Below are 20,428 nucleotides of genomic sequence, written 5' to 3' on the forward strand. Positions count from 1 at the left end.
GCTGGCTTTATAAAATTATGTTGTTATTTTCTGAGTTACGTTTTTATTAGAAATCACACAGGCTTTGCTGCAGTTATTTGAACTTGAAATATTTACCTGTATCAACCCTGGCATTGATCTGTATTCTTCTGTATTATAAGGAGCTTCAGTACCATTTCTTCCGCCACCCTTGATGTCATATTGTATTTGGGCAATTCCTGTAAATCCAATTGCCGGCTTGAAAGAAAGCTTTCCTGTAGTAGAAGTATACGTCCATGTACCCTGAGTGTTGGTATAGACCCCTCCTGTTATATTCGGAATCACCGCACCATTCATATCCAGAAAACGGAATGAATTAAAATCAATGTTATTATAAGAAATCGTTGGCGGGTTTTGTCCACCTGCTGAAGTATAGGCTGCATCATTAAGCAAAGGGAAATAATTAGATTTTATTCCCGGGCATCCTGCAAAAAGATCGTCCGTTACTTCTGCTGCATAAGGTCTTGTAACCCCTAAGTTCTTTAATAAGTGGATATTTTTAGCAGCTCCGGTAGAAGCCGCAAAACCAATTCTGAAAGTAGAAGGAGGCGAAGTATCCAAGGTTCTTACCGTACTGTTGGATATTGTAGTCTCAGTATATTTCAGAGAAGTTGGATAATAATAACTATCAATGACTGTTTCTTTCACATTCCCGTGCTGTATTTCCAGAGTTACATTGTAACCGCCGGAAGGATTGGGAATCAATGTGATATATGCTTTTCGGAATCTGACGTCATTTTCGTTCTGAGGAATCGTAGTTCCGCCACTTTCAATGCTGAATTGCTGTAGATTTGTATTTTGAATGCCAACGTACTTTCCGGTTTGAGTATTCAGATAAGCAGATCGGTTGTTACTGGAAGCTGCAGCATTGGTCGCTGTACTGTAAAGTAATGGATAACCATTGTATCCTGCCGGCTCAGCGGACGATAGATATTGATTTCCGCGTTTACCTCTTAAGCTGACATTACTTCGTCCGCCAGCTAATGATACCCCAAAAATTCCGTTTCTAACCCTTTCTCCCTGATTAAATGCTGTTTTGAAATTTCCGAATTCATCCAGACCTATTCCCAGATAAGCACCTCTTAGTCCTTCTCGGGATTCCCCTCCACGTACAAAACTATAGCCTAGTCCTCCTCCAAAGTATCCGAGATTAAGTTGGTCTTTAGGAATAGAACCATCTACCAGGAATATAGAAATACCATCTCCTCCGTTAGTCTCTCCACCATAAATTGCAAATTCAAATTCAAACTTAATTCCCTGGTCACTGTTGAATATCTTATCAGCGAGGATAACCCCTCCCGAAATATTATTCACACTTCGGGTCAGTCGCAATCCATCTGTCGTAAAAGTAGCATCATTCTGAATACCGCTAGTGGATACTTTGTAAGCTTCCTGAGGCTGTAATCCTTGTGTAAAGTTGACAAAATACGGGTAGCCGGTTCCTTGCTGATTCTGTGCCTGAATATTTTTGGTGAAAATAAACAATGAAGAAACAAGCAAAAATCTTTTGCCCCATATTATTCGAGTACTTTTTATCATAACTCAATTATTTAACTACAAAAACAATATTAATAAATGAACAATCTGTCGCTGCAGCTTTTACATCATACGTCATTACCCCGTCATCAGAAATAGAAATATTACTGAATACATTAGGATCAGCATCTGTTACATAGTAGTAAAGATCTTTGCTTGACGGGAAAAAAGGAATTGATGCAGGTGCGCTGGTGCTCTTTGCTTTTGGAGATCCAAACTGAGTTTTATACAATGTATACAAATCTTTAGTTCGGCCATTGGCGCTGGTGGAAGTATCAAAAGAAACACTAGGCATGTAAAACATCTTTACAGCATTATTACTGATGCATAGCCAATCAGGCTTGGTAGGGCTTCCAATATTCTGGCTTAAACATTTCTTATCAGTATCATAGATAAGAAGAGAGTTGGCCGGATTAGAGATAGCGTCTCTTTTGGCAGTAGTAAGTCTTGGGATCAGCATCCCTTTATTTTGACTAGAAACATCCAAAATGGCGCTTCCATCAGGTGTTGGTGTGTTGATCCCAACCTGTGCGAAAGAAAATGTACTTATTAAAACGATTGGTAGAAATAACTTTTTAATCATGATGTTCTTAATAATTTTTAATCTGTGTATGTTTTTTTGAAGGCATTTTTTCAGCCTGGTCGATTCCATAAAAGGAATAAGTATCACAAACACTTCATTTGAATAATGAATTGTGTCTATAGAATGCCATGAGGAGATCTTTGGATTCCTAAAAGCCAATAACAGATATAACATGATGCCTCATAGAGCACATTCTATGTCTTATCTGAAATAGTCGGAAAAGTAAATTGAATTATGTAGCCGTATAAGCTCTTAAATAAGTAAGATTCATATTCCCTCGTGTTTTTTGCAAATATACAAAGAAATATTCAGACGTTTGTATTTATAGAATTAATTCTAAATTTCTCTTAATAATTAACATATTTTGGTTTAAATTTTTACATAGTTTGTAAATCAATAAGATTGTTTTTATTATGTAAATCTTTGTATTGTATTAAGAAATCTTAAAAAATAGAGTAGGTTGAGGTTCTGATATTTGAAAATGAAGAAAAATTTCACCTTTTTTTATTATAAATAATTGAAAAAGAGTCTATTTTGAAAAATTATTCAACGCATCTTCCAGAGTGTTTACAAAATTGACGTGTTTTGTTTTGTTGCTTTCAAAAATAAAATCCTTCAGACTTTTACTTTCATATTTGTCAAAATCACCTACAATAGTCAGGCCGATGCGATAGTTTGAAAACTTTTGAAGAATATCTCCTGCCATTTTCGTTTTTAAGTCAAAGAATTCAGGGGAGATATTTTTTTCGTGAAGAATTAATGTATCAAAACCCTGATAATAGATATTTCCCATAAGGCCAAGACCATCCGCAGCAGATTGGATGATTATATCATCGGAAATTATTTCCGCAATTTTTGTATTGTTGATTTCATGTGATTGAATAATCATCTTTATTCGAGTGTTTTTTTGATGTCATGTAAGAAATTATCTAAAGCAAATGCATCTCCCTGATTGGTAAGTACTATAATACAGGTGTTATGTTGTAAATCTCTCCAGAATAAAGCTTTAAAACCGTTCAGACCTCCTGTATGCATTGCCGTTTTTTCTCCATTTTTATTCTCTATAAACCATGCAAATCCATAATTTGACACTTGTCCATTGGATAATTGGGAAGGAGTGTACATGACAGCCGTATTTTCCTTATTGATTAAAGTATGATTTCTTAAAGCCTGATCAAATGTATAAAGATCTTCAGGAGTAGAGTAAAGCCCACCGTCACCCGTAGTCAGGATCGAATAATCATCAGGTTTCTTCTGTTTATTATATCCCAATGCCTTATTCTGTATAACCGTAGAAGACTCATACACATAGGTGTGAGTCATTTTTAAAGGAGTGAAGATGTGCTCATTGAGAAAATCTTTATAAGATTTTCCGGAGACCTTTTCGATAATCTGGGAAAGGATTATATATCCGCTGTTGCTGTATTTAAACTGACTGTCAGGAATAAAATCTAGCTTTTTAAGACTAAAAAGCCAATCAATTACCTCCTGATTAGTCAATCCCTTTTTTGAAAATAGATTTTCATAGTCACTTATTCCGGATGTATGATGCAAAAGCTGTCTGATACTGATGTTTTTAGCATATTCAGGAAGCTCAATGAATTGAGAAGCTTTATCATCAAATTTTAATAATCCTTGCTGCTGTAATATCATAATCGCTGCAGCCGTGAAAGGTTTGCTTAGAGAAGCTATATAAAAAGAAGTGTTTTTATCTGTTTTCAGTCCTTTTTCAAGAGTACGGAAGCCCAGAGCTGTATCACATACAATCTTGCCGTTTTTCACGATAAGAACAGAACCGTTGAATTCTCCCTTATTGTAGTATTCATCTACAACATGCTGAGCATTTTGTTTACAGGATGTAAGCTGCAAAATCAGGAAAATACCGAAAACGATATTCCATATCAAAGTTTTCATAGGTTAGGTGTATGGAAGTAAAATTACTTATTTTCTTCCATAAATAAACCTATCATTTTCAGATAAATCCTTCAATAATTGAGCGTTAGAAAAATAATGATACAGTTCCAGGGTTTCAGGACCTAATTTTTGATTGATTTCCAAAAATAAAAATCCGTCCTTGTTCAGATGCATTTTAGCATCTGCAGCTATTTTCCTGTAAAAAATCAAAGCATCTGCAGTAGGGGAAAAAAGGGCCATTTTAGGCTCAAACTCTTTCACGGAATCTGCAATGTCAACCTCTTCCTCAATTCCTATATACGGAGGATTTGAAATAATGATATCATAATTTTCAATCAGTTCAAAATTCAGATAATCCGCATGAATGAATTTGACTTCCAGTTGATGATACGCTGCATTTTTTTTGGCGGTTTCCAATGCTTTTTCAGAAAAATCTATGGATGAAACTTCTGCTTCAGGGAAATATTTTTTTAAAACCAAAGGAATAATTCCGCTTCCGGTTCCTATGTCCAAAATCTTTACATCTTGAAATTTAAATGGTGAACCTTGAATTTCCCTGATGGCCATCTCCAGCAGTTCTTCTGTTTCAGGGCGGGGAATCAGTACATTTTCATCTACAAAAAACTTCATCCCGTAGAATTCAGTTTCGCCCAGGATTTGCTGGTAAGGCTTCCCGGTTTTAAGTTCGGAAACCAGATGACAAAGTTTTTCTTCATCATCGATCAAAAGTTCCTGCTCAGAAAACCTTCTCTGATGAAAGCTGTCAAAACCTACAATCTGATGTATCAATAATGAGGATAAGAAAGCACTTTCCGACTCAGTATAAAGCTCGGAAAGGGCAGTTTTGAAATATTTTTTGAATGCTGATATTGTCATTTATCTTGTAAAAACCAGTTTTGTATCCGTAGACTTCTCTTCATCAATTCTATACCCTTCATAGTTGAACGCTTTTACGTCTTCCAGACTTTTGGCATTGGTTTCAGCACAGAACCTTACCACAAGTCCTCTTGCATGCTTGGTGTATACAACAATGGTTTTCAGTTTTCCTTCTTTTAATTCATAGAAATCAAAATCGATCACTGTATGGTTCAGTTTTTTTCTGTCGATTACTTTTCCGTATTCATTGCTGGCAAGGTGAAGCAGGATTTCTCCTTTTTTCATCTCAGAATTCAATTGGTCAGTGATTTTTTCTCTCCAGAATTCATACAGGTTTTTGTACTCCTCAAACTTGAAGGGGCGCCCCATTTCCAGTCTGTAAAGCATCACTTTATCAGATGGCTTCAAAAGACCGTAAAGACCGGAAAGCATTCTGTAGTTTTTCTGCAGATAGTCTACTGCATTTTTATCCAGAGTTTTGGCATCCAGCCCTCTGTAAACTTCCCCTGTAAAAGCAAACATAGCCGGAGCAGATTCTTTTGCAGTAGGTTTGGATTTCCATTTTTGATTTCTTTCCCAGTTTTCATCAGCCAGTTTAGGCGATATTTCCATCAGTTCGGAAAGATATTTTGGGGATTTTTCTTTTAAATAAGAATGTATGAATGCTGCATCTTCAATGAATTTCGGAGTAGTGGATTTCAACAGCTCTGTTGAGTTTTCTACGTTCATTAATTTTGCAGGAGATGTTATAATTTTCATAATGTTAAAATGCAGATAAATGTTTAATGTCAATAAAATTCATGGCCATCAGAGAGATAAAGTCAATCATAAAATGACAAATGATCAAAATTTTAATGTTTGAATAAAGTTTATAAAACATAGCAAAAACGACTCCAATAAAGAAAGGAATGACTACCTGGCCTATGGTTCCGTAAGTACTGTGCAGAATTCCAAATAGAATGGCTGAAACAAAAATACCCAGAAGTGGACTGTTATAAAGTTTTTCAATTCTTGGCTGTATGTACCCCCGCATTAGAAACTCTTCTACAGCACCTGCTGTAAAGCATGTAAAAATAATTAAAAAATAATCATTTTTAAAAATGGAAGTAAGCTCAAAAAGTTTTTCACTTATTTTTTCCTGAACCAAAAGCTGGATCATTACATTCAGAAGTGCTCCACCAATGCTGCAGATAAAATATAAGTACAGAATAGTCTTTATATAAAATACGGCAGGATATTTTTTTTCTTCTCTGAGTAAAAAAGTGCTTTTTTCGATAAAAAGACTGTACAGAAATACAATGAGAAAAACTCCCCATATTGCAACTCTACTGAGGAAAAAGTTGTCTTTTGTGATCCCTCTTGTCCCTGTGATCATCGTAACGACAGGAAAAATATAAAGCATCACAGCAGCCAACAGCACAAAAGTGAGTAAAATTCCTACAGAATATTTCCCATTAAGACTCATAATCCAATACCCCTAAACTTTGAACTTTATATTTTGAATTAAATAATTCCTTTTCCCTGACGGATAACTTCCGGTTCTCCTGAAGTAAGATCCACAATTGTGGAAGCAATATTATCTCCATATCCTGAATCAATGACAATATCCACCAAATGGTCATATTTTTCGGCAATAAGTTCCGGATCAGTAGAGTATTCAATGATTTCATCATCATCTCTGATGGAAGTGGAAGCAATAGGGTGCCCTAGTTTTTCAACGATAAGCTGTGGGATCGGGTGATCAGGAACACGGATACCAATTGTTTTATGTCCTTTATAGGCTAAAGGTAAACTTTTGTTGGCTTCAAGAATGAAGGTAAACGGTCCCGGAAGATGACTTTTCAGAAATCTGAAAATCGAAGTATCAATAGGTCTTGTAAAGTCGGAAAGGTGGCTGAGATCATTACATATAATTGAGAATTTTGACTTCTCAAGCTTTATTTTTTTGAGCTGCGCCAGTTTTTCCATGGCTTTTATATCAAAAATATTACAGCCTAAGGCATATATCGTATCCGAAGGATAGATGATAAGTCCGCCATTTTTTAAAGTTTTAATAACCTCATTCACAAGATTTTCCTGCGGGTTGTCGGGGTAGATTTTTAATATTTTTGCCATTAAACAAAGATACAAATAATAAAATAGTTTTCATGAAAGTCCTTTATTTAAAAGAAAAATTAGGATTTGTAAAAAATATTCGTACCTTTGCAATCCAATATCGCGGGATGGAGCAGTAGGTAGCTCGTCGGGCTCATAACCCGAAGGTCATCGGTTCGAGTCCGGTTCCCGCTACTAAGAAAGTGTTTTCGGTAAACACTCTAAAAATACACCGCGGGATGGAGCAGTAGGTAGCTCGTCGGGCTCATAACCCGAAGGTCATCGGTTCGAGTCCGGTTCCCGCTACTAAGATAAGTGCTTTCGGTAAGCACTCTAAAAATACACCGCGGGATGGAGCAGTAGGTAGCTCGTCGGGCTCATAACCCGAAGGTCATCGGTTCGAGTCCGGTTCCCGCTACTAAGTAAGTGTTTTCGGTAAACACTCTAAAAATATACCGCGGGATGGAGCAGTAGGTAGCTCGTCGGGCTCATAACCCGAAGGTCATCGGTTCGAGTCCGGTTCCCGCTACTAAACGAGAGAAGCAATATACTATTGCTTCTCTTTTTTGTTAAATAAGATTCTAAATTTTGGAAGATTTTAATTATACTATTTTATATAATTATAAAAAATGATCTTAAAGGATAGTTTTTTGTAGCGTCTTTAATTCAGTTTGTTGTATTTCTATTAAAGGCAAAGAGATATCACATTGTTTCAGAGTTATTTTTGTACAAAAATACTGTGCGGAATAAGAATGTCATCTCCTTCTCTACCATATTGCGGTACAATAAATCCTTTAGGTTCATATCGGTTGGTACCGGAATTATAATACCAATTTGCACAGCCGCTTATCTGTAATTTAATGTGATAAATATGGTTATATGCCACTTCCTGAAACTCTCCGAAATCGGGAAGAGATTGATGGAGATCGTCCAACTCCTGGCCATATGCGTCGTGTAATCTCATGGCTTCTGTGCATGCTTCCTGATAAGATAGTTTATACTGGTGACTTAGAATAAAGATGATGTTCAGACTTTCAGTTTCTATTTCAAGTTCTTTTTTCAAGGAGGCAAAATCATTCTGAATTACAATAATCAGGGAAAGCAATTCTCTGCAACGTTGTACAATAGGATGATTGTAAATATGAACAGGCAGTACAGAATTGGTAGCAGGATCTATCAAATCACCATATGGCCACATACCGATTGAATATTTCCGAAAGCTAAGATAATGTGGAAGTAAGGGATAGACTCTGGTTTCAGATTGTTTGAAAGGGATCTCTTCCGCCATTCCATACATGATAAATTCATAGAAATTCATAGAAACACGATCTATCCAGAATTGAGGCATTCCATTTATAATCCATTCTTTTCTTGCCTGGGCCATTTGTCGCAAAATTCCGATTTCGTCAGGACGCGGCTCATCACCCATCATGACTTCATACACTCGATCAGCCATTATTTTTAATTCTTTTGCAGGTGTCAGCCCAAAATAGTCATCGAAAATCGTGATATAGATCATTAGTCTGGCACAGGGGCGCATCCGTTCTATGCTATCTATTTAACATAATATATTTATATTTCACAGAACTTTGATATTTTATTTTGTAGATCCGATATGTTAATGGTAATAGTCAATTAAAAGGAGGAACATGTTGAATAATAGTATGAAACTGAGGATATCTCCACTTATTTTAAATAATTTTTGCTTTTTTTTCTCCTTTTTTGATTGCAGAAACCTTCAGAAAATTGAAACTTTAAAAAAATAGGTGAAAATTGAAAAACAATTATGTGGATTTAATTGGCTCATTTATAAAACATTAGAATGATGTTTTATTGAAAAATGAAGAATAAGACACTTCAGATTAATAGTAATAGGGGTACATAGCAGATATACAATATAAATCCTTAATAAAAAATCTCGAGGTTGTAACGTTTTAGTCCTCTGATATTATTCAGAAGAGATTATTTTTCCATCTTTTATATTCTTCTCTCATGCAATGTCCACAAGGACGATAATTGTTTTGCAATGCTTCTTTTTCATCTGTGAAGAAAACCCTGTTTTCCTTTTTCATTCGTTTCCCTGATCGGCAGTTGAGTAATCCATAGATTTTTAGCTTTTTATTGCCTCCAAAACGAACTTCTCCGCTGTGAACTTTACTTCTCAGGCTCTCGGATGATATTTGAGAATGCTGGAACATTATGATTAAAGTTTATCCTTGAAGGGTTAAAGGTGTTGATAGAAACAATTCAGGTTTGTTATATGACTAGCTTATTGCATCATGGAAGATAATTCCTAACGCATAACGGCTGCCTTCTTTTACTTCACTTACTCCATGTTTCATATTGACTCTATAGTAGCCTTTGGTTCCTTTTTCAGGCTTAAACTGAGTCGTGAAAATGAGGGCATCCCCCTTTTTAGGTTGTAAGACAATAGCTTTTGACTGCGCTCTTGGAATCTGCTGGGTAAGAACAAATTCTCCTCCTGTGAAATCCTGATTAGGCTCACTGAGCATTAGTACGATTTGGATAGGGAAGTACAGGTCACCATATAAGTCCTGATGCAACGTATTGAACCCTTTTTCTTTATATTTTAAAACCAAAACAGTAGCTTTATGCTGACCGTTCGCATGACATTGTTGTAAAAACGCCTGATGATCTGATGGAAATTGGATATCAATATGCAAAGCTTTGAACCATGAATTGGCTATAGGAGCCAGATATGGATATATATTTGTTCGTACAGTCTGGATGATTTCAGGCAAGGGATAGTTAAAATATTTATATTCACCCAGGCCAAAACGATGCCGGGCCATGACAACCGTTTTGCGGTAAAGGGCAGTATTATCATAATTTGACTTTATGAGTTCGCATTCTTCATCTGATAATAGATTGGGGATGATGGCATACCCGTTTTCATGCATCATTTCTGTAATGTGCTGCCAGTCTGTGTTTTTAATTGTCTGGATGATGTCTTTCATTGGTTTGATTTTATACGGCAAAAATCCGAAGTTGTTCAGATTGATAAAATCCAAAACATGCGGTATTTACATTTTGTGAGTTGAAGATCTCTCGGTTTCCGCTTCTGGACTATGGATATAAGATTAATCTGGATGATAAGACTGGTCCTCTTTAAGGCTACTTTTGCCCTGTTAATCAAAATAAATAACGATGAATTACATTATTAAAAAGGCAAGTCTTGAGGATCTTAATGAAACGGCAGAACTATTTGATCTTTACCGTGTTTTTTATAGGCAGGAATCTAATATTGAAAAAGGAAAGGCTTTTCTGAAAGAACGATTTTTAAACAGTGAATCAGATATTTTTCTTGTCATAGCCGATGGAAAAGCTGTAGGATTTGTACAGCTTTACAAATTATTTCATTATACCAAACTAGAAAAGCAATGGCTGTTAAGTGATTTGTTTGTTCACCCCGATTATAGAGGAAAAGGGCTTTCTGTAGCGTTAATTGACCGCAGCAAGCAATGGTGTGAAGAAACAGGAGCATGTGGACTAATGCTTGAAACAGAAAAGACAAATGATATTGGAAATACATTGTATCCGCGTTGTGGATTCGAATATGATGGGCTGCACAACTATTACCATTGGTGGAAATAGATTAACAATATTTCAGCCCTAAATATTGTCATGATAACTAAATAAGCACCTGAAAAAACGGGTGCTTATTTAGTTTCTATGTTAAAAAGTAGTATTAGTTCTACAATTCCAAACACTTAATTCTACATGCATTTCCTATCATTAGTGGCGTATAGTTCTATTTTTGTAATGCTCTTACAGATCATGGGTAGGACAGTTGATCTGTAGAGTGTATGCAAAAAAATCTCTGCCTCATTTTCTACTTTTTCCCCAAGAGTTTTATGATTAGTACCACAAAACTGCTTTTTCCGGCGGAGATTTTTTGCTTTAAATAAAAAAGAGAACCGCTATTTGCAGTTCTCTTTTTTTATGTGGTAAGGATTGGTTTATATTATTGAGCCAGCTGAGAATAAGGAGTCAATTTGTTATCATCAGACATGGTCTGTCCTAAAAACTCTCTTTTCTGATCGGCTTTCATTCTTCCTGCAGCATCATTGGCATTGAAATAAGCTTCACTTAGTTTTGTAGCAATATCAGCAGGTTTAAAATCAAATTTTGTATCTCCTTCAACTCCTAAGTATCCGTTCTTTCTTGTAAGATTAGAAATATAGTTGTTGTAATTGATGAATGTATTTCTCAGATACTGTGTGTGGTATTCCATACATTTTTTAGACTTTTTAGAAGAATTGTTCAGAATACAGTTTTTCATATTGTTTCTGTATAAGAACCATTCAGATTCTAAAATGCCATATTCTTTACCTAAAGCAATTTTACCGTTGTTGACAATATTATTATCCCCTTCTTTCGTAGAAATAGTCTGAAGATGCTGGATAACTAATGGAACGGTAGCTTCGATTTTTGATTTTGTATCTTTTAGCATGCTAAGATCGGCAGCCGGAGAACCCTTTTTTTGTGCTGTAGTAACATTGAAAATAAGCAGTAGTAGTACAATCAATAAATTATATCTTTTCATGAGAAATTTTTAAAGCACTAAAATAAATATAATTTCCCAGTTAAAACAAATACATTTTAATATTATTTAATAAAATTTAACAAATTTATAATAGATGATATTCATTGTTGTATAAATGATGTGATTAGGGTCTTTATTGAAGTGATTTTTATAATTGAATTTATAAATGAAAAGCAATTTCACCTATTTAAAATATTCTTTTTCTAAAAATATCACTCTATACCTTTCACCAGGATCGGTTAGGGATTGTAGTAAAACAATAATAACAGGTAAAAAAAATCCACTACTATCATTTCGAAAGTAGTGGATTTTTAATTGACGGATCAATTTATTTAAAATAATGAGTAATCTTATCACTTTCAGGAACTACTTTAGAATCAAAATGTTCCAATAGTTTTCCTTCCGGGCTGATCAGAAATTTGTTGAAGTTCCAGCTTATCGCTGCATCCAGTACTCCATTTTGAGACTTATGGGTCAGGTAGTCAAATACAGGCGTTATTTTTGAACCTTTCACGTTCACAGAAGTGGTAAGTGGAAAAGTTACCCCATAGTTTTTTTCACAAAAAGACTTGATTTCAACATTGTCATGAAATTCCTGGTCCGCGAAATTGTCAGAAGGGAAACCAATCACAACCAGCTTATCTCCATAATCTTTATACAGCTGCTCCAATCCTTTGTACTGAGGAGTATATCCACATTTGGATGCTGTATTGACGATAAGGATGTATTTTCCTTTGTAATCAGAGAAATTGATTTTTCCTCCGTCAATGGATTCAATCTTAAAATCATAAATTGATTTTGCAGGTTTTGGACCTGTAGAATCATCTGATTTGATAAATGATGAAAGGCTTATAATTCCTATAAGTACCATTCCGATAAAAAGTATTTTTTTCATTTGAAAAAAGATTTTAATATTAATTTATAAAACTTAGATTATTTATTTAAGAGCATTGTTTGATCTGCAGCAAATACTTTGCCTTCTTCATCTTTAAAAATTTTTCCTTCATTTTCCATTTTTTTCAGCACTCTGCTTACTACTTCTCTTGAAGTTCCCAACCCACCTGCTATTTCTCTGTGTTTAATCTTCACAGGCTGATTCCCTGCCAGGGTTACTTTTCTTTTAATATAATTCAAAACCCGGGTATCCAAATGATGAAACATGGCCTCGTTAATCATATCCATTACCGCAGAAAACCTTCTTTCATATTCGTGAAAAAACATTTTGTTAATGGCCGGAAATGCAACCAGCCATCTGTTCATTACAGATAACGGAACCAATAATACTTCAGAATCCTCTTCCGCAGTAGCATATACCTTACTTATATTGTTATTAAAAATAGATGAAAAGGTCATCAGGCAGTTTTCATTATCTCCAATATGATAATAAGTAAGCTCACGTCCATCATTAAGTGAATAGACTTTAATGGCTCCTTTTATTAAAAATAAAACATATTTCACCCGGTCTCCTTCCCGGATAATCTCCTGTCTGGCCTCTATGGTATCATATACAGCATGAGTCCTGATCTCTTCCAGAAAGCTTTCACCCAAAAAGCCAAATTTACGGTTAATAAACTCGCTTACGATATTATTTTTTTGATCCATTTTATATTTTTAATAAGACAAAACATTACCTTTCTCCGATTATAATCAGAGAGTCGTTTTACTATATATTTTTGTAAGGGTTGCTGTCTCTTTTATCGCTCTTCAAGCCATTGAAGAAATCGGGAAGCTTTATCTTTCGTGACGAGTGGCTTTTCAGGAGTAGTGATCTTCAAACTGACAAGAAGCTTGCGGGAAAAATAATGTTCCACTTCCACAATTGATGTGAAATTGATCAGATATTGTCTGTTGATCCTAAAGAACTGAATTCCTGAAACCAGCTGTCCCACCTCATCCAGAGACTGTGGTATTGAATACTCTTTCTGATCGAAAGTTACCAGTACCGTACTTCCGAACTGACTATAAAAACAGGCAATTCTGTCGATAGGAATATTATTGTATTTATTATTGGAAAACACCAGGAAATTGGTCTTGCCTCTACCGGTAGTCAGATTAGCCAGTATATCTTCCAGTTTCCGGTCCGGTGAAGGGGAGTGCTGAAAGAAATTTTTAAGGTTGTTGATCTTTTCAAAAGCCGACTGAATATCTTTTTTCTCAAAAGGTTTTAATATATAATCTACTCCGTTGCTTTTAAATGCTTCTATGGCATATTCATCAAATGCAGTACAGAAAACAACCGGAACTTTTATACTGACCTGGCTGAATATCTCAAAACAGTTTCCATCTGCCAGCTGGATGTCCATAAATATAATATCCGGAGTTTCATTTTCTGAAAGATATTCCACCGCCATGGCAACACTCTCAATGTATTGTACTACAGTAGCATCCGGCTGTACCGCAACAATCATCCGACCCAAAGCCTTTGCGGTTTTTATCTCATCTTCTATTACTAAAACTTTCATCTACTATTGGTAATTTGACTGTGAAATTAATATCATTTTGCAGTATAGTCAGTTCTTTTTCAGCAAAGTGTTTGTAACGTTCTCTGATATTTTCAATTCCTATGCCTGCGGAATCCTGCGGAATATTCTTGGGCTGAAAATTGTTTTCAATAACAATATATCCTTCATCACTGTATAACTTTATGATTAATGGATGTGCCATTGATACAATATTATGCTTGATACAGTTCTCACACAACAGCTGCAGGGTAAATGGAGGGATATAAGAATTTAATATCTCTTCCTGAATGTCTATTTTAAACTCAATACCATCTTCAAACCTTGAAGTCAGGAGAAAGATATACGCATCCAGTATGGCGAGTTCTTTTTTTAAAGGAATAAGATCCAGCTTTCTGTTATCTAAAGTAAAACGGTAGAAATCAGCGAGCCTGACAACAAAATCTCCTGAATTATCATCTTTTATATCAATCATAGACTTCAACGTATTGAGGCTGTTGAACAAAAAATGCGGATTAATCTGTTGCTTCAACAGTTCATATTGAGCATGGAGGTTATCGGTTCTGATCTGCTCAAGCTCAAACTTGATCTGCTGAGAATTATAAGTCTGATACAAAAGATACAAAAACATATAAATAGTCAGATTAATCAGTATTCCCCTGAATTCGTACATCAATACCATGGTATTGAATCCATATTTTGGAAAGATAATATGATGAATGAGCACTATTGCCGCCATCACTACAATCCCTATGGACAGACTGATCACAAGCTTTTTATTGAAAAAACGGGTCGATATATTCTGGATAGAAAACTTGGGCAGACTATAAATATTAAAATACCATACAAACAAGGAGAATAGAAATGAGATAGAAAAATCGATCATCAGTTCTCCCAATGTAATATGGATACGGAGTATTTTAGGTACCGAAGCCAGAATCCCCATAAAAAGAGAGCTGAAGAGGATGATTCTCGGATCAATCCTGAATACCTTTCTTCCGTTTGTGTTTATATATTTAGCATAGATCATAAATAAAAATCAGGCAGTTAAGCAATAACAAATATACAAAAGCTAAATAACGGCATGGCAGCACGTCCGTTATTTAGCACAGAGATTTCTATAAAAACAAAAAATTAAGGCATAGCTGCTGCCATATTCTTCACAGGAACAGGCCAGATACCGCCGGGAGCAGGGAAGGAAATCCCTTTATTGGATCCCATTACCATATTATCCTGACCAAAGCGGTAAAGCGGCCATCCTTTATAAGTAAGCTGTTTTCTTCCAAATACCGTAATCGATCCGAAAAGTGATTTATCCAAACCGGACGGAACCACTATTTTATCCGTTTCATAAATAGGCCATACTCCATTATTCGAAAAATCAGAGGCTGTAAAATTGTTTTTATTCTGCTTGTCATTTTTAAAGGTGTATAACGTCACCCCTTTAGCATCCGTAAAGTATAATGTCTTTCCTGTGCCCTCTGTATAAGTTGAGGTATAGTTTTTTCCGTCATGTCCTACAAGCTGGGCATTGGTAAGCATGATGGTATAATCTGGTTTTGCTACAAACCATACGCCTCCGATATTTTCACCTCCGGTTTTTCCTGCATCTTCTTTTACATTGGTTCCGTTCACCAAAGGAGCATAGTAATAAAGAGGTCTTCCTTTATAGGTCACCTGCTTTTTCCCGGAACCCGTTGTTATTGTTGTAAAATCAGAAAGTTCCAATCCTGATCCCAGTTTTTCAGCAGAAAGATGATCTATATTGAAGATGGGCCATACCGGTTCACACCCTCCTGTACAGTTATTGGTAGCGGTGGCATCATTAGCAAAAGAATAAAGAGTATGTCCTTCTTTATCCGTGAGAACACTTCCAAGGCTGGCATCATTCCTCAATTGAACCTCCTTCACCGCAGGATCAGAACTTTCATCCTGATTATCCTTTGAACAGGCAACAGAAGTAAAAAGCAGTAACGCCGCTGAGATGCATCCCGTTACTATGCTTGAACTGAATTTAACTTTTTCCATTTTTAATAGTTTTAATGAATATTATTTTTTTATATGTGATTCTTAAGGCATGATCGAAGGTTTCATACTGAGGATGGTATGGATTCTGTCTGTTCCGCTGGCATCTACTTTTTTAAGGTCTTTCCCTTCATATCTTTGGTAGCTGATTTCTGAATGATCCGAAAAAGGCTGTCTGCTTTTAATAACTTCTACAGATAACAGATGATCCGGGATCTTTGCCCCATACCAATAAGGATCTTTCTTCTGTGACCAGGTAATCAGGGTTAATATTCTTTCTGTATGTTCCTCTTTTCCGGCATTCCCTTTCAATTCATCTATAGTGGGAACATTACCATAAAGAGTTGCCATAGTCTGCTTTTTATGATTAATAGAAGAGGTTACCACTTTTAGATTCATGGCATTAAAATCAAAACTTTCAGGAAGTGAGGCGTTTTCATTCACTGCTTCGTATTCTTTTTTAGAACTGCAGCTCACAATAAGCATACCCATCATTAAATAAACAATCAGGTTCTTCATAGTTTAATGGTTAATAGGGGAGGTAAATACAAAATCATTATCTTTCATAGGTAGATGGCAGCTGATGCATTCGCTGGTAAAATCTGCTGTTTTTCCGTAAGGTTCTAGCTTGGGAGATAAAAATCTTGCCCATTCCCATCCTTTTGTGGAAGCGAATTTTTTAGAGTCCTTAATCATATATTCAACCTGTTTGAAAGCTCCGGTAATAACATTGCCATCACTGTCAATAATCTGTTCCCATGCTACTTTCGCCAATATGGTTCCGTCAGGCCAGGGATTTGTTTTATGTTCTTTCGCTGCTTTTATGGCAATATCATTTCCGAATATAATACGCATTGTCCCATTATCGAATCTCTCAGTAGAGCTTATTGGTTTCCAGTTTTTATAATCAGGGATATAGCTGATGCCGTTCAGAGCAGTTGGTAATGAAAGGCTGGGTGCTGTAGCATGCATTGCTTTCACTTGCAGATATTGTTTGTTATAAGCAGAGACTTTTGCTGTATCAGGCTTTTGTTTAGGAGCGAGTGAATTCACATATTTTTTTAGGATGTTGATGTCATTTTCAGAAAGTTTAGCTTCCGGGTGAAGCAGTTCATAACTTTTGAGTGGCATCGCTTTCAGGTTAATCTGATTAAAAGCTTCCCAAAGTTTTGCATTTTGTGCCGGAGGGGCTAGTTTGTCCCACTCAGAAAAGTTCAGGCCTTTTTTTCCTTCTTTAATATGATCTGCTACCAGCCAGTAAGCCGGAGCAATCTGATCAAACCACTTCAGGTCTGTCTGGTTAGAATGACAATCGAAACAGGAACGCTGCAAGATGGCCCTTACATCACTGGGAACATGAATCTCACCGGTTATTGGTTTTTGTGTCATTTCAGGTCTGTAAAATTGTATCCCTATAAAAACAATCAGTACAATGAGCAGTATATTTTTTGTTTTTATTTTTTTTACAAAACGGTTCATATCTGTCTATTTTTATTCAAATTTCGCGACTTTACAGGGGATATTTTCTTAGAAATTTGATCAATCGGGCAAATTTTACTTTGAATCTGACAATTGTGATTATGAATTTTTTTTAGCTTAAAAAATAAGCACAGAAAATATTTTCATGATATTATTAATGAGTTTTTGTAATACGATCTTACAGTGATCATCCTTGTCAAGGTTTTAAACCTTGACAAGGATATGAGTCTAAAAACATATTTCTTAAATGAACTAAGCCTTTACTATTATATTAATTAAGGTCTTGAAGTAATCTGAGACTTTTTATTATAAAATAACAACCCCATTGAATCGTTTTCTATACAATAAACAGGAAATAATTTCATTCATTAAAAATTTAATAAATTTTAACTATTTATATGTTGTTGATTTCCAATTAATTATGTTTTATGATTGTTTATCACTAAAAAAATAGTTGTTTGATTCAATTTTATTTCTACATTTGTATAACTAATTTCTTAGTGATATAGAATGGGATACTTTATATCACGATAATGATAAAATGAACAGGATATGAAAATTCAGACTTTAACAAAAGCAGAAGAACAGGTAATGCAGTATGTATGGAAAATAGAAAGAGGCTTCCTAAAGGATGTTCTTGATCTTTTTCCGGAACCCAAGCCGCATACCAATACGGTTTCTACCATTTTAAAAGTATTGAAAGACAAAGAGTTTGTAGACTTTCATGTTCATGGAAGACAACATGAGTATTTTCCGCTTGTTTCAAAAGAACAATACTCCGGGAAAACCATGAAAAGTCTTGTGAAAAACTATTTTAAGGGATCCTATAAAAGTGCCGTTTCGTTTCTGGTAGAAAAAAATGAAATGACCGTGGAAGATCTTGAGATGTTATTGGATGAACTCAAAAAGAAAGATTAATACTATGGAAGCAATACTTTTATACTTTGGGAAAACTATTTTATGTTCGGGTGTAACGTTTTTGTATTATCAGTTGTCTTTAAAAGACAAGACATTCCATCATTATAACAGATTTTATCTGTTGGCAGCGATTGTGATATCACTGTTATTACCGCTCATCAGAGTAGACGATTTTACGATAGAGGTAAATAATGATATGTACATGCTTCTTGACAAGATTCAGAATTTTAACACAGAAAAAAACATAGACAATGGTAACCTTTATTTTAACATTATTTTTTCAGCTCTGGGACTGGTTTCTCTCTATTTTTTAGGGAAACTTATCTATGGGATTTTCAAAATCCAGCAGTTTAAAAAACAGTTTCAGAAAGAAAGTTTTGACGGGATCAATTTTTACCGTACAGACCTTACCGAAGCTCCATTTTCGTACTTTAAAAATCTTTTCTGGAAGAATGCGATCACCCTGCATTCTGATATCGGGAAGCAGATTTTAAAGCATGAGATGGTACATATTGAACAGAAACACTCCTTTGATAAGATTTTTATCGAGATTATTACATCTGTTTTCTGGTTCAACCCGTTCTTTCATATTATCAAAAAAGAAATTAGTTTAATCCACGAGTACCTGGCTGATAAAAAAGCCGTAAAACAATCGGACACCAAAGCATTTGCGCAGATGCTTTTAGCAAGCCACTTTTCCGGAACACAGTTGCCTGCCGCCAGTCCGTTTCTAAGTTCAAACCTTAAAAAAAGACTTAAGATGTTACAAAAACCAAAAACCAAGTTCGGATATGCGCGAAGAATTTTTGCATTACCGGTTTTATTTTCAGTAGCGTTTGCTTATCTGGTAAATGCTAAAAACAGAGAAATTGAAGAAACAAACCTTTCTATAAAAAAAGTCGTTTCAGAAATCAAGAAAGATACCGTAAGACCTGAAAAATCTGGACAGGAAAAAATTACAGAACTTAAACCTACATCACAGGAAGATCAAACAAAATTGGCTGAACTTGATAAAAAGATGAAGGAAAAGGAGAAGGAGCTAAAGGGTCTGGATCCTGAAAGTGATGCCTTCGATAAAAAAATTGAGGAAATAAGTGCCTTGGCATCTGAGATAGGAGATATTGCAGCAAACGCTGAAGTTAATGAATATTTCAATTCTGCTGAATGGAAGAATCAGATGAAGGAGCTTGAAAATATGGATCCTCTTGATAAAAAAGAACTTCGTAAAATTGAAAGAGCGGCAAGAAAAGCAGCAAGAGCAGCAGCCAGAATAGAAAAAATGCCAGTTCCGCCTGCTCCTCCCAAAGAACCTAAAGAACCGAAAATAACGTATTTCAAAACCAATAAAACGGTCTACTATAAAGACCTAAGCCCTAAAGAAAAAGAAGAAGTCAATAAAGCACTGACAGAAGCTAAAAAAGCGATGAAAGAAGCAGCTAAAGCCAGAGTAGAAGGAGAGAAAGCGAGAATAGAGGGTGAAAAAGCAAGAGCCGAAGGCGCTATAGCCCGTGCAGAAGGTGACAGAGCGAGAGCAGAAGGAGAGCGCATTAGAAAAGAGAATGTAATCATCAGGATTGATGGAGACAAAATAAGAAGAGAAGCTGAAAAAGCCCGCGCAGAAGCCGAGAAAAGATCAATCAGCTTTAAGGATGGAGCTTTTATTAAAGTTGCTAGCGGTTCACCTGATGTTATCGTGATGAATGCTGATTTTATCAAAAAAGACAGCAACGGAAACATTGCGATGAATGGGGTGAAAAAGTTCAAAATCAGCGGTAGTGATGACGTAAAATACAAGTATTATATTGACGGGAGAGAAGTTTCTAAAGATGATATCAATTCATTAGATACAAGCAATATATCGAGAGTCAATGTCAATACTCAGAAGAAAGGAGACCTTAAACAGGGAGAAGTAAGAATCGAGACAAAGAAATAAAGTTCCATCAGGCTTTGTCAATATCA

22 protein-coding genes and 4 tRNA genes are annotated in these 20,428 nt (G+C 35.5%); 7 read left to right on the forward strand and 19 right to left on the reverse strand.

Annotated features, from left to right (window positions below; translation table 11 throughout):
• Positions 1-15 precede the first annotated feature (15 nt).
• The 8 genes from C1634_RS13035 to C1634_RS13070 all read right to left on the reverse strand — a co-directional run bounded on the left by C1634_RS13035 (position 16) and on the right by C1634_RS13070 (position 7,042).
• Positions 16-1,557 carry an L-type lectin family protein gene (locus tag C1634_RS13035; RefSeq protein WP_103233677.1) on the reverse strand — a complete coding sequence of 514 codons (1,542 nt, stop codon included), beginning with the start codon at positions 1,555-1,557 and terminating at the stop codon, positions 16-18.
• A 7-nt stretch (positions 1,558-1,564) separates the two neighbouring features.
• The gene (locus C1634_RS13040) at positions 1,565-2,137 is read right to left on the reverse strand and encodes a hypothetical protein (protein WP_103233679.1); all 573 of its coding nucleotides are present in this window, start codon (positions 2,135-2,137) and stop codon (positions 1,565-1,567) included.
• Positions 2,138-2,666: 529 nt separating this feature from the next.
• Complete coding sequence (locus C1634_RS13045) at positions 2,667-3,026, reverse strand: DUF4180 domain-containing protein (RefSeq protein ID WP_103233678.1); 360 nt, start codon at positions 3,024-3,026, stop codon at positions 2,667-2,669.
• Positions 3,027-3,028: 2 nt separating this feature from the next.
• Positions 3,029-4,051, reverse strand: coding sequence for a serine hydrolase domain-containing protein (locus C1634_RS13050; RefSeq protein ID WP_109738549.1), 1,023 nt, complete (start codon positions 4,049-4,051; stop codon positions 3,029-3,031).
• Positions 4,052-4,078: 27 nt separating this feature from the next.
• Positions 4,079-4,927 carry a peptide chain release factor N(5)-glutamine methyltransferase gene (gene prmC / locus C1634_RS13055; protein WP_109738550.1) on the reverse strand — a complete coding sequence of 283 codons (849 nt, stop codon included), beginning with the start codon at positions 4,925-4,927 and terminating at the stop codon, positions 4,079-4,081.
• Positions 4,928-5,686 (reverse strand): peroxide stress protein YaaA, encoded by a 759-nt coding sequence (gene yaaA / locus C1634_RS13060; RefSeq protein ID WP_103235375.1) that lies wholly within the window; start codon positions 5,684-5,686, stop codon positions 4,928-4,930. It abuts the gene before it with no gap.
• 4 nt (positions 5,687-5,690) lie between these two features.
• A complete protein-coding gene (locus C1634_RS13065) occupies positions 5,691-6,392 on the reverse strand; it encodes a CPBP family intramembrane glutamic endopeptidase (protein WP_109738551.1) in 702 nt (233 codons plus the stop codon).
• Between the two features lie 38 nt (positions 6,393-6,430).
• The gene (locus C1634_RS13070) at positions 6,431-7,042 is read right to left on the reverse strand and encodes an L-threonylcarbamoyladenylate synthase (RefSeq protein WP_103235373.1); all 612 of its coding nucleotides are present in this window, start codon (positions 7,040-7,042) and stop codon (positions 6,431-6,433) included.
• Positions 7,043-7,143: 101 nt separating this feature from the next.
• Between C1634_RS13070 and C1634_RS13075 the strand changes: the two genes are divergently transcribed.
• From C1634_RS13075 to C1634_RS13090, 4 genes are all read left to right on the forward strand, one after another.
• A tRNA-Met gene (locus C1634_RS13075) sits at positions 7,144-7,216 on the forward strand.
• Between the two features lie 38 nt (positions 7,217-7,254).
• Positions 7,255-7,327: transfer RNA gene (locus tag C1634_RS13080), tRNA-Met, on the forward strand.
• 39 nt (positions 7,328-7,366) lie between these two features.
• A tRNA-Met gene (locus C1634_RS13085) sits at positions 7,367-7,439 on the forward strand.
• A 38-nt stretch (positions 7,440-7,477) separates the two neighbouring features.
• Positions 7,478-7,550: transfer RNA gene (locus tag C1634_RS13090), tRNA-Met, on the forward strand.
• 189 nt (positions 7,551-7,739) lie between these two features.
• Here the strand turns inward: C1634_RS13090 and C1634_RS13095 are convergent.
• The 3 genes from C1634_RS13095 to C1634_RS13105 all read right to left on the reverse strand — a co-directional run bounded on the left by C1634_RS13095 (position 7,740) and on the right by C1634_RS13105 (position 9,999).
• Entirely contained in the window at positions 7,740-8,540 is an 801-nt protein-coding gene (locus C1634_RS13095; RefSeq protein ID WP_103235296.1) for a terpene synthase family protein, read from the reverse strand.
• A 433-nt stretch (positions 8,541-8,973) separates the two neighbouring features.
• On the reverse strand, positions 8,974-9,219 hold the full coding sequence (locus C1634_RS13100; protein WP_103235297.1) for an Ada metal-binding domain-containing protein: 246 nt from the start codon (positions 9,217-9,219) through the stop codon (positions 8,974-8,976).
• A gap of 66 nt (positions 9,220-9,285) precedes the next feature.
• On the reverse strand, positions 9,286-9,999 hold the full coding sequence (locus C1634_RS13105; RefSeq protein ID WP_103235299.1) for a 2OG-Fe(II) oxygenase: 714 nt from the start codon (positions 9,997-9,999) through the stop codon (positions 9,286-9,288).
• Positions 10,000-10,189: 190 nt separating this feature from the next.
• Between C1634_RS13105 and C1634_RS13110 the strand changes: the two genes are divergently transcribed.
• Positions 10,190-10,636 carry a GNAT family N-acetyltransferase gene (locus C1634_RS13110; protein WP_109738552.1) on the forward strand — a complete coding sequence of 149 codons (447 nt, stop codon included), beginning with the start codon at positions 10,190-10,192 and terminating at the stop codon, positions 10,634-10,636.
• 370 nt (positions 10,637-11,006) lie between these two features.
• On the opposite strand, the gene C1634_RS13115 is transcribed toward C1634_RS13110, so the two are convergent.
• The 8 genes from C1634_RS13115 to C1634_RS13150 form a co-directional block, all read right to left on the reverse strand.
• Positions 11,007-11,588 carry a hypothetical protein gene (locus tag C1634_RS13115; RefSeq protein ID WP_109738553.1) on the reverse strand — a complete coding sequence of 194 codons (582 nt, stop codon included), beginning with the start codon at positions 11,586-11,588 and terminating at the stop codon, positions 11,007-11,009.
• Positions 11,589-11,916: 328 nt separating this feature from the next.
• Complete coding sequence (locus tag C1634_RS13120) at positions 11,917-12,483, reverse strand: glutathione peroxidase (protein ID WP_109738554.1); 567 nt, start codon at positions 12,481-12,483, stop codon at positions 11,917-11,919.
• A 38-nt stretch (positions 12,484-12,521) separates the two neighbouring features.
• Positions 12,522-13,190, reverse strand: coding sequence for a Crp/Fnr family transcriptional regulator (locus C1634_RS13125; protein WP_103233050.1), 669 nt, complete (start codon positions 13,188-13,190; stop codon positions 12,522-12,524).
• 92 nt (positions 13,191-13,282) lie between these two features.
• A complete protein-coding gene (locus tag C1634_RS13130) occupies positions 13,283-14,050 on the reverse strand; it encodes a LytR/AlgR family response regulator transcription factor (protein ID WP_103233051.1) in 768 nt (255 codons plus the stop codon).
• Entirely contained in the window at positions 14,025-15,077 is a 1,053-nt protein-coding gene (locus C1634_RS13135) for a sensor histidine kinase (RefSeq protein WP_103233052.1), read from the reverse strand. The genes C1634_RS13130 and C1634_RS13135 overlap by 26 nt, the downstream gene beginning before the upstream one ends.
• A 104-nt stretch (positions 15,078-15,181) precedes the next feature.
• A complete protein-coding gene (locus C1634_RS13140) occupies positions 15,182-16,075 on the reverse strand; it encodes a hypothetical protein (RefSeq protein WP_103233053.1) in 894 nt (297 codons plus the stop codon).
• A gap of 42 nt (positions 16,076-16,117) precedes the next feature.
• Positions 16,118-16,591 (reverse strand): hypothetical protein, encoded by a 474-nt coding sequence (locus C1634_RS13145; protein ID WP_103233054.1) that lies wholly within the window; start codon positions 16,589-16,591, stop codon positions 16,118-16,120.
• A gap of 3 nt (positions 16,592-16,594) precedes the next feature.
• Positions 16,595-17,551, reverse strand: a complete 957-nt coding sequence (locus C1634_RS13150) for a heme-binding domain-containing protein (RefSeq protein ID WP_103233055.1) — start codon at positions 17,549-17,551, stop codon at positions 16,595-16,597.
• A 552-nt stretch (positions 17,552-18,103) separates the two neighbouring features.
• Here C1634_RS13150 and C1634_RS13155 point away from each other — a divergent pair.
• Positions 18,104-18,469, forward strand: coding sequence for a BlaI/MecI/CopY family transcriptional regulator (locus C1634_RS13155; RefSeq protein ID WP_103233056.1), 366 nt, complete (start codon positions 18,104-18,106; stop codon positions 18,467-18,469).
• 4 nt (positions 18,470-18,473) lie between these two features.
• Positions 18,474-20,402, forward strand: coding sequence for a M56 family metallopeptidase (locus C1634_RS13160; RefSeq protein WP_109738666.1), 1,929 nt, complete (start codon positions 18,474-18,476; stop codon positions 20,400-20,402).
• Positions 20,403-20,428 lie beyond the last annotated feature (26 nt).

The organism is Chryseobacterium viscerum (genome assembly GCF_002899945.2).
In the GTDB taxonomy this organism is placed as follows: domain Bacteria; phylum Bacteroidota; class Bacteroidia; order Flavobacteriales; family Weeksellaceae; genus Chryseobacterium; species Chryseobacterium viscerum.

Bases quoted from the DNA above. Each gene is read 5' to 3' on its own strand.
- C1634_RS13035 (WP_103233677.1), bottom strand. From the start codon at position 1,557: ATGATAAAAAGTACTCGAATAATATGGGGCAAAAGATTTTTGCTTGTT.
- C1634_RS13040 (WP_103233679.1), bottom strand. From the start codon at position 2,137: ATGATTAAAAAGTTATTTCTACCAATCGTTTTAATAAGTACATTTTCT.
- C1634_RS13045 (WP_103233678.1), bottom strand. From the start codon at position 3,026: ATGATTATTCAATCACATGAAATCAACAATACAAAAATTGCGGAAATA.
- C1634_RS13050 (WP_109738549.1), bottom strand. From the start codon at position 4,051: ATGAAAACTTTGATATGGAATATCGTTTTCGGTATTTTCCTGATTTTG.
- prmC (WP_109738550.1), bottom strand. From the start codon at position 4,927: ATGACAATATCAGCATTCAAAAAATATTTCAAAACTGCCCTTTCCGAG.
- yaaA (WP_103235375.1), bottom strand. From the start codon at position 5,686: ATGAAAATTATAACATCTCCTGCAAAATTAATGAACGTAGAAAACTCA.
- C1634_RS13065 (WP_109738551.1), bottom strand. From the start codon at position 6,392: ATGAGTCTTAATGGGAAATATTCTGTAGGAATTTTACTCACTTTTGTG.
- C1634_RS13070 (WP_103235373.1), bottom strand. From the start codon at position 7,042: ATGGCAAAAATATTAAAAATCTACCCCGACAACCCGCAGGAAAATCTT.
- C1634_RS13095 (WP_103235296.1), bottom strand. From the start codon at position 8,540: ATGATCTATATCACGATTTTCGATGACTATTTTGGGCTGACACCTGCA.
- C1634_RS13100 (WP_103235297.1), bottom strand. From the start codon at position 9,219: ATGTTCCAGCATTCTCAAATATCATCCGAGAGCCTGAGAAGTAAAGTT.
- C1634_RS13105 (WP_103235299.1), bottom strand. From the start codon at position 9,999: ATGAAAGACATCATCCAGACAATTAAAAACACAGACTGGCAGCACATT.
- C1634_RS13110 (WP_109738552.1), top strand. From the start codon at position 10,190: ATGAATTACATTATTAAAAAGGCAAGTCTTGAGGATCTTAATGAAACG.
- C1634_RS13115 (WP_109738553.1), bottom strand. From the start codon at position 11,588: ATGAAAAGATATAATTTATTGATTGTACTACTACTGCTTATTTTCAAT.
- C1634_RS13120 (WP_109738554.1), bottom strand. From the start codon at position 12,483: ATGAAAAAAATACTTTTTATCGGAATGGTACTTATAGGAATTATAAGC.
- C1634_RS13125 (WP_103233050.1), bottom strand. From the start codon at position 13,190: ATGGATCAAAAAAATAATATCGTAAGCGAGTTTATTAACCGTAAATTT.
- C1634_RS13130 (WP_103233051.1), bottom strand. From the start codon at position 14,050: ATGAAAGTTTTAGTAATAGAAGATGAGATAAAAACCGCAAAGGCTTTG.
- C1634_RS13135 (WP_103233052.1), bottom strand. From the start codon at position 15,077: ATGATCTATGCTAAATATATAAACACAAACGGAAGAAAGGTATTCAGG.
- C1634_RS13140 (WP_103233053.1), bottom strand. From the start codon at position 16,075: ATGGAAAAAGTTAAATTCAGTTCAAGCATAGTAACGGGATGCATCTCA.
- C1634_RS13145 (WP_103233054.1), bottom strand. From the start codon at position 16,591: ATGAAGAACCTGATTGTTTATTTAATGATGGGTATGCTTATTGTGAGC.
- C1634_RS13150 (WP_103233055.1), bottom strand. From the start codon at position 17,551: ATGAACCGTTTTGTAAAAAAAATAAAAACAAAAAATATACTGCTCATT.
- C1634_RS13155 (WP_103233056.1), top strand. From the start codon at position 18,104: ATGAAAATTCAGACTTTAACAAAAGCAGAAGAACAGGTAATGCAGTAT.
- C1634_RS13160 (WP_109738666.1), top strand. From the start codon at position 18,474: ATGGAAGCAATACTTTTATACTTTGGGAAAACTATTTTATGTTCGGGT.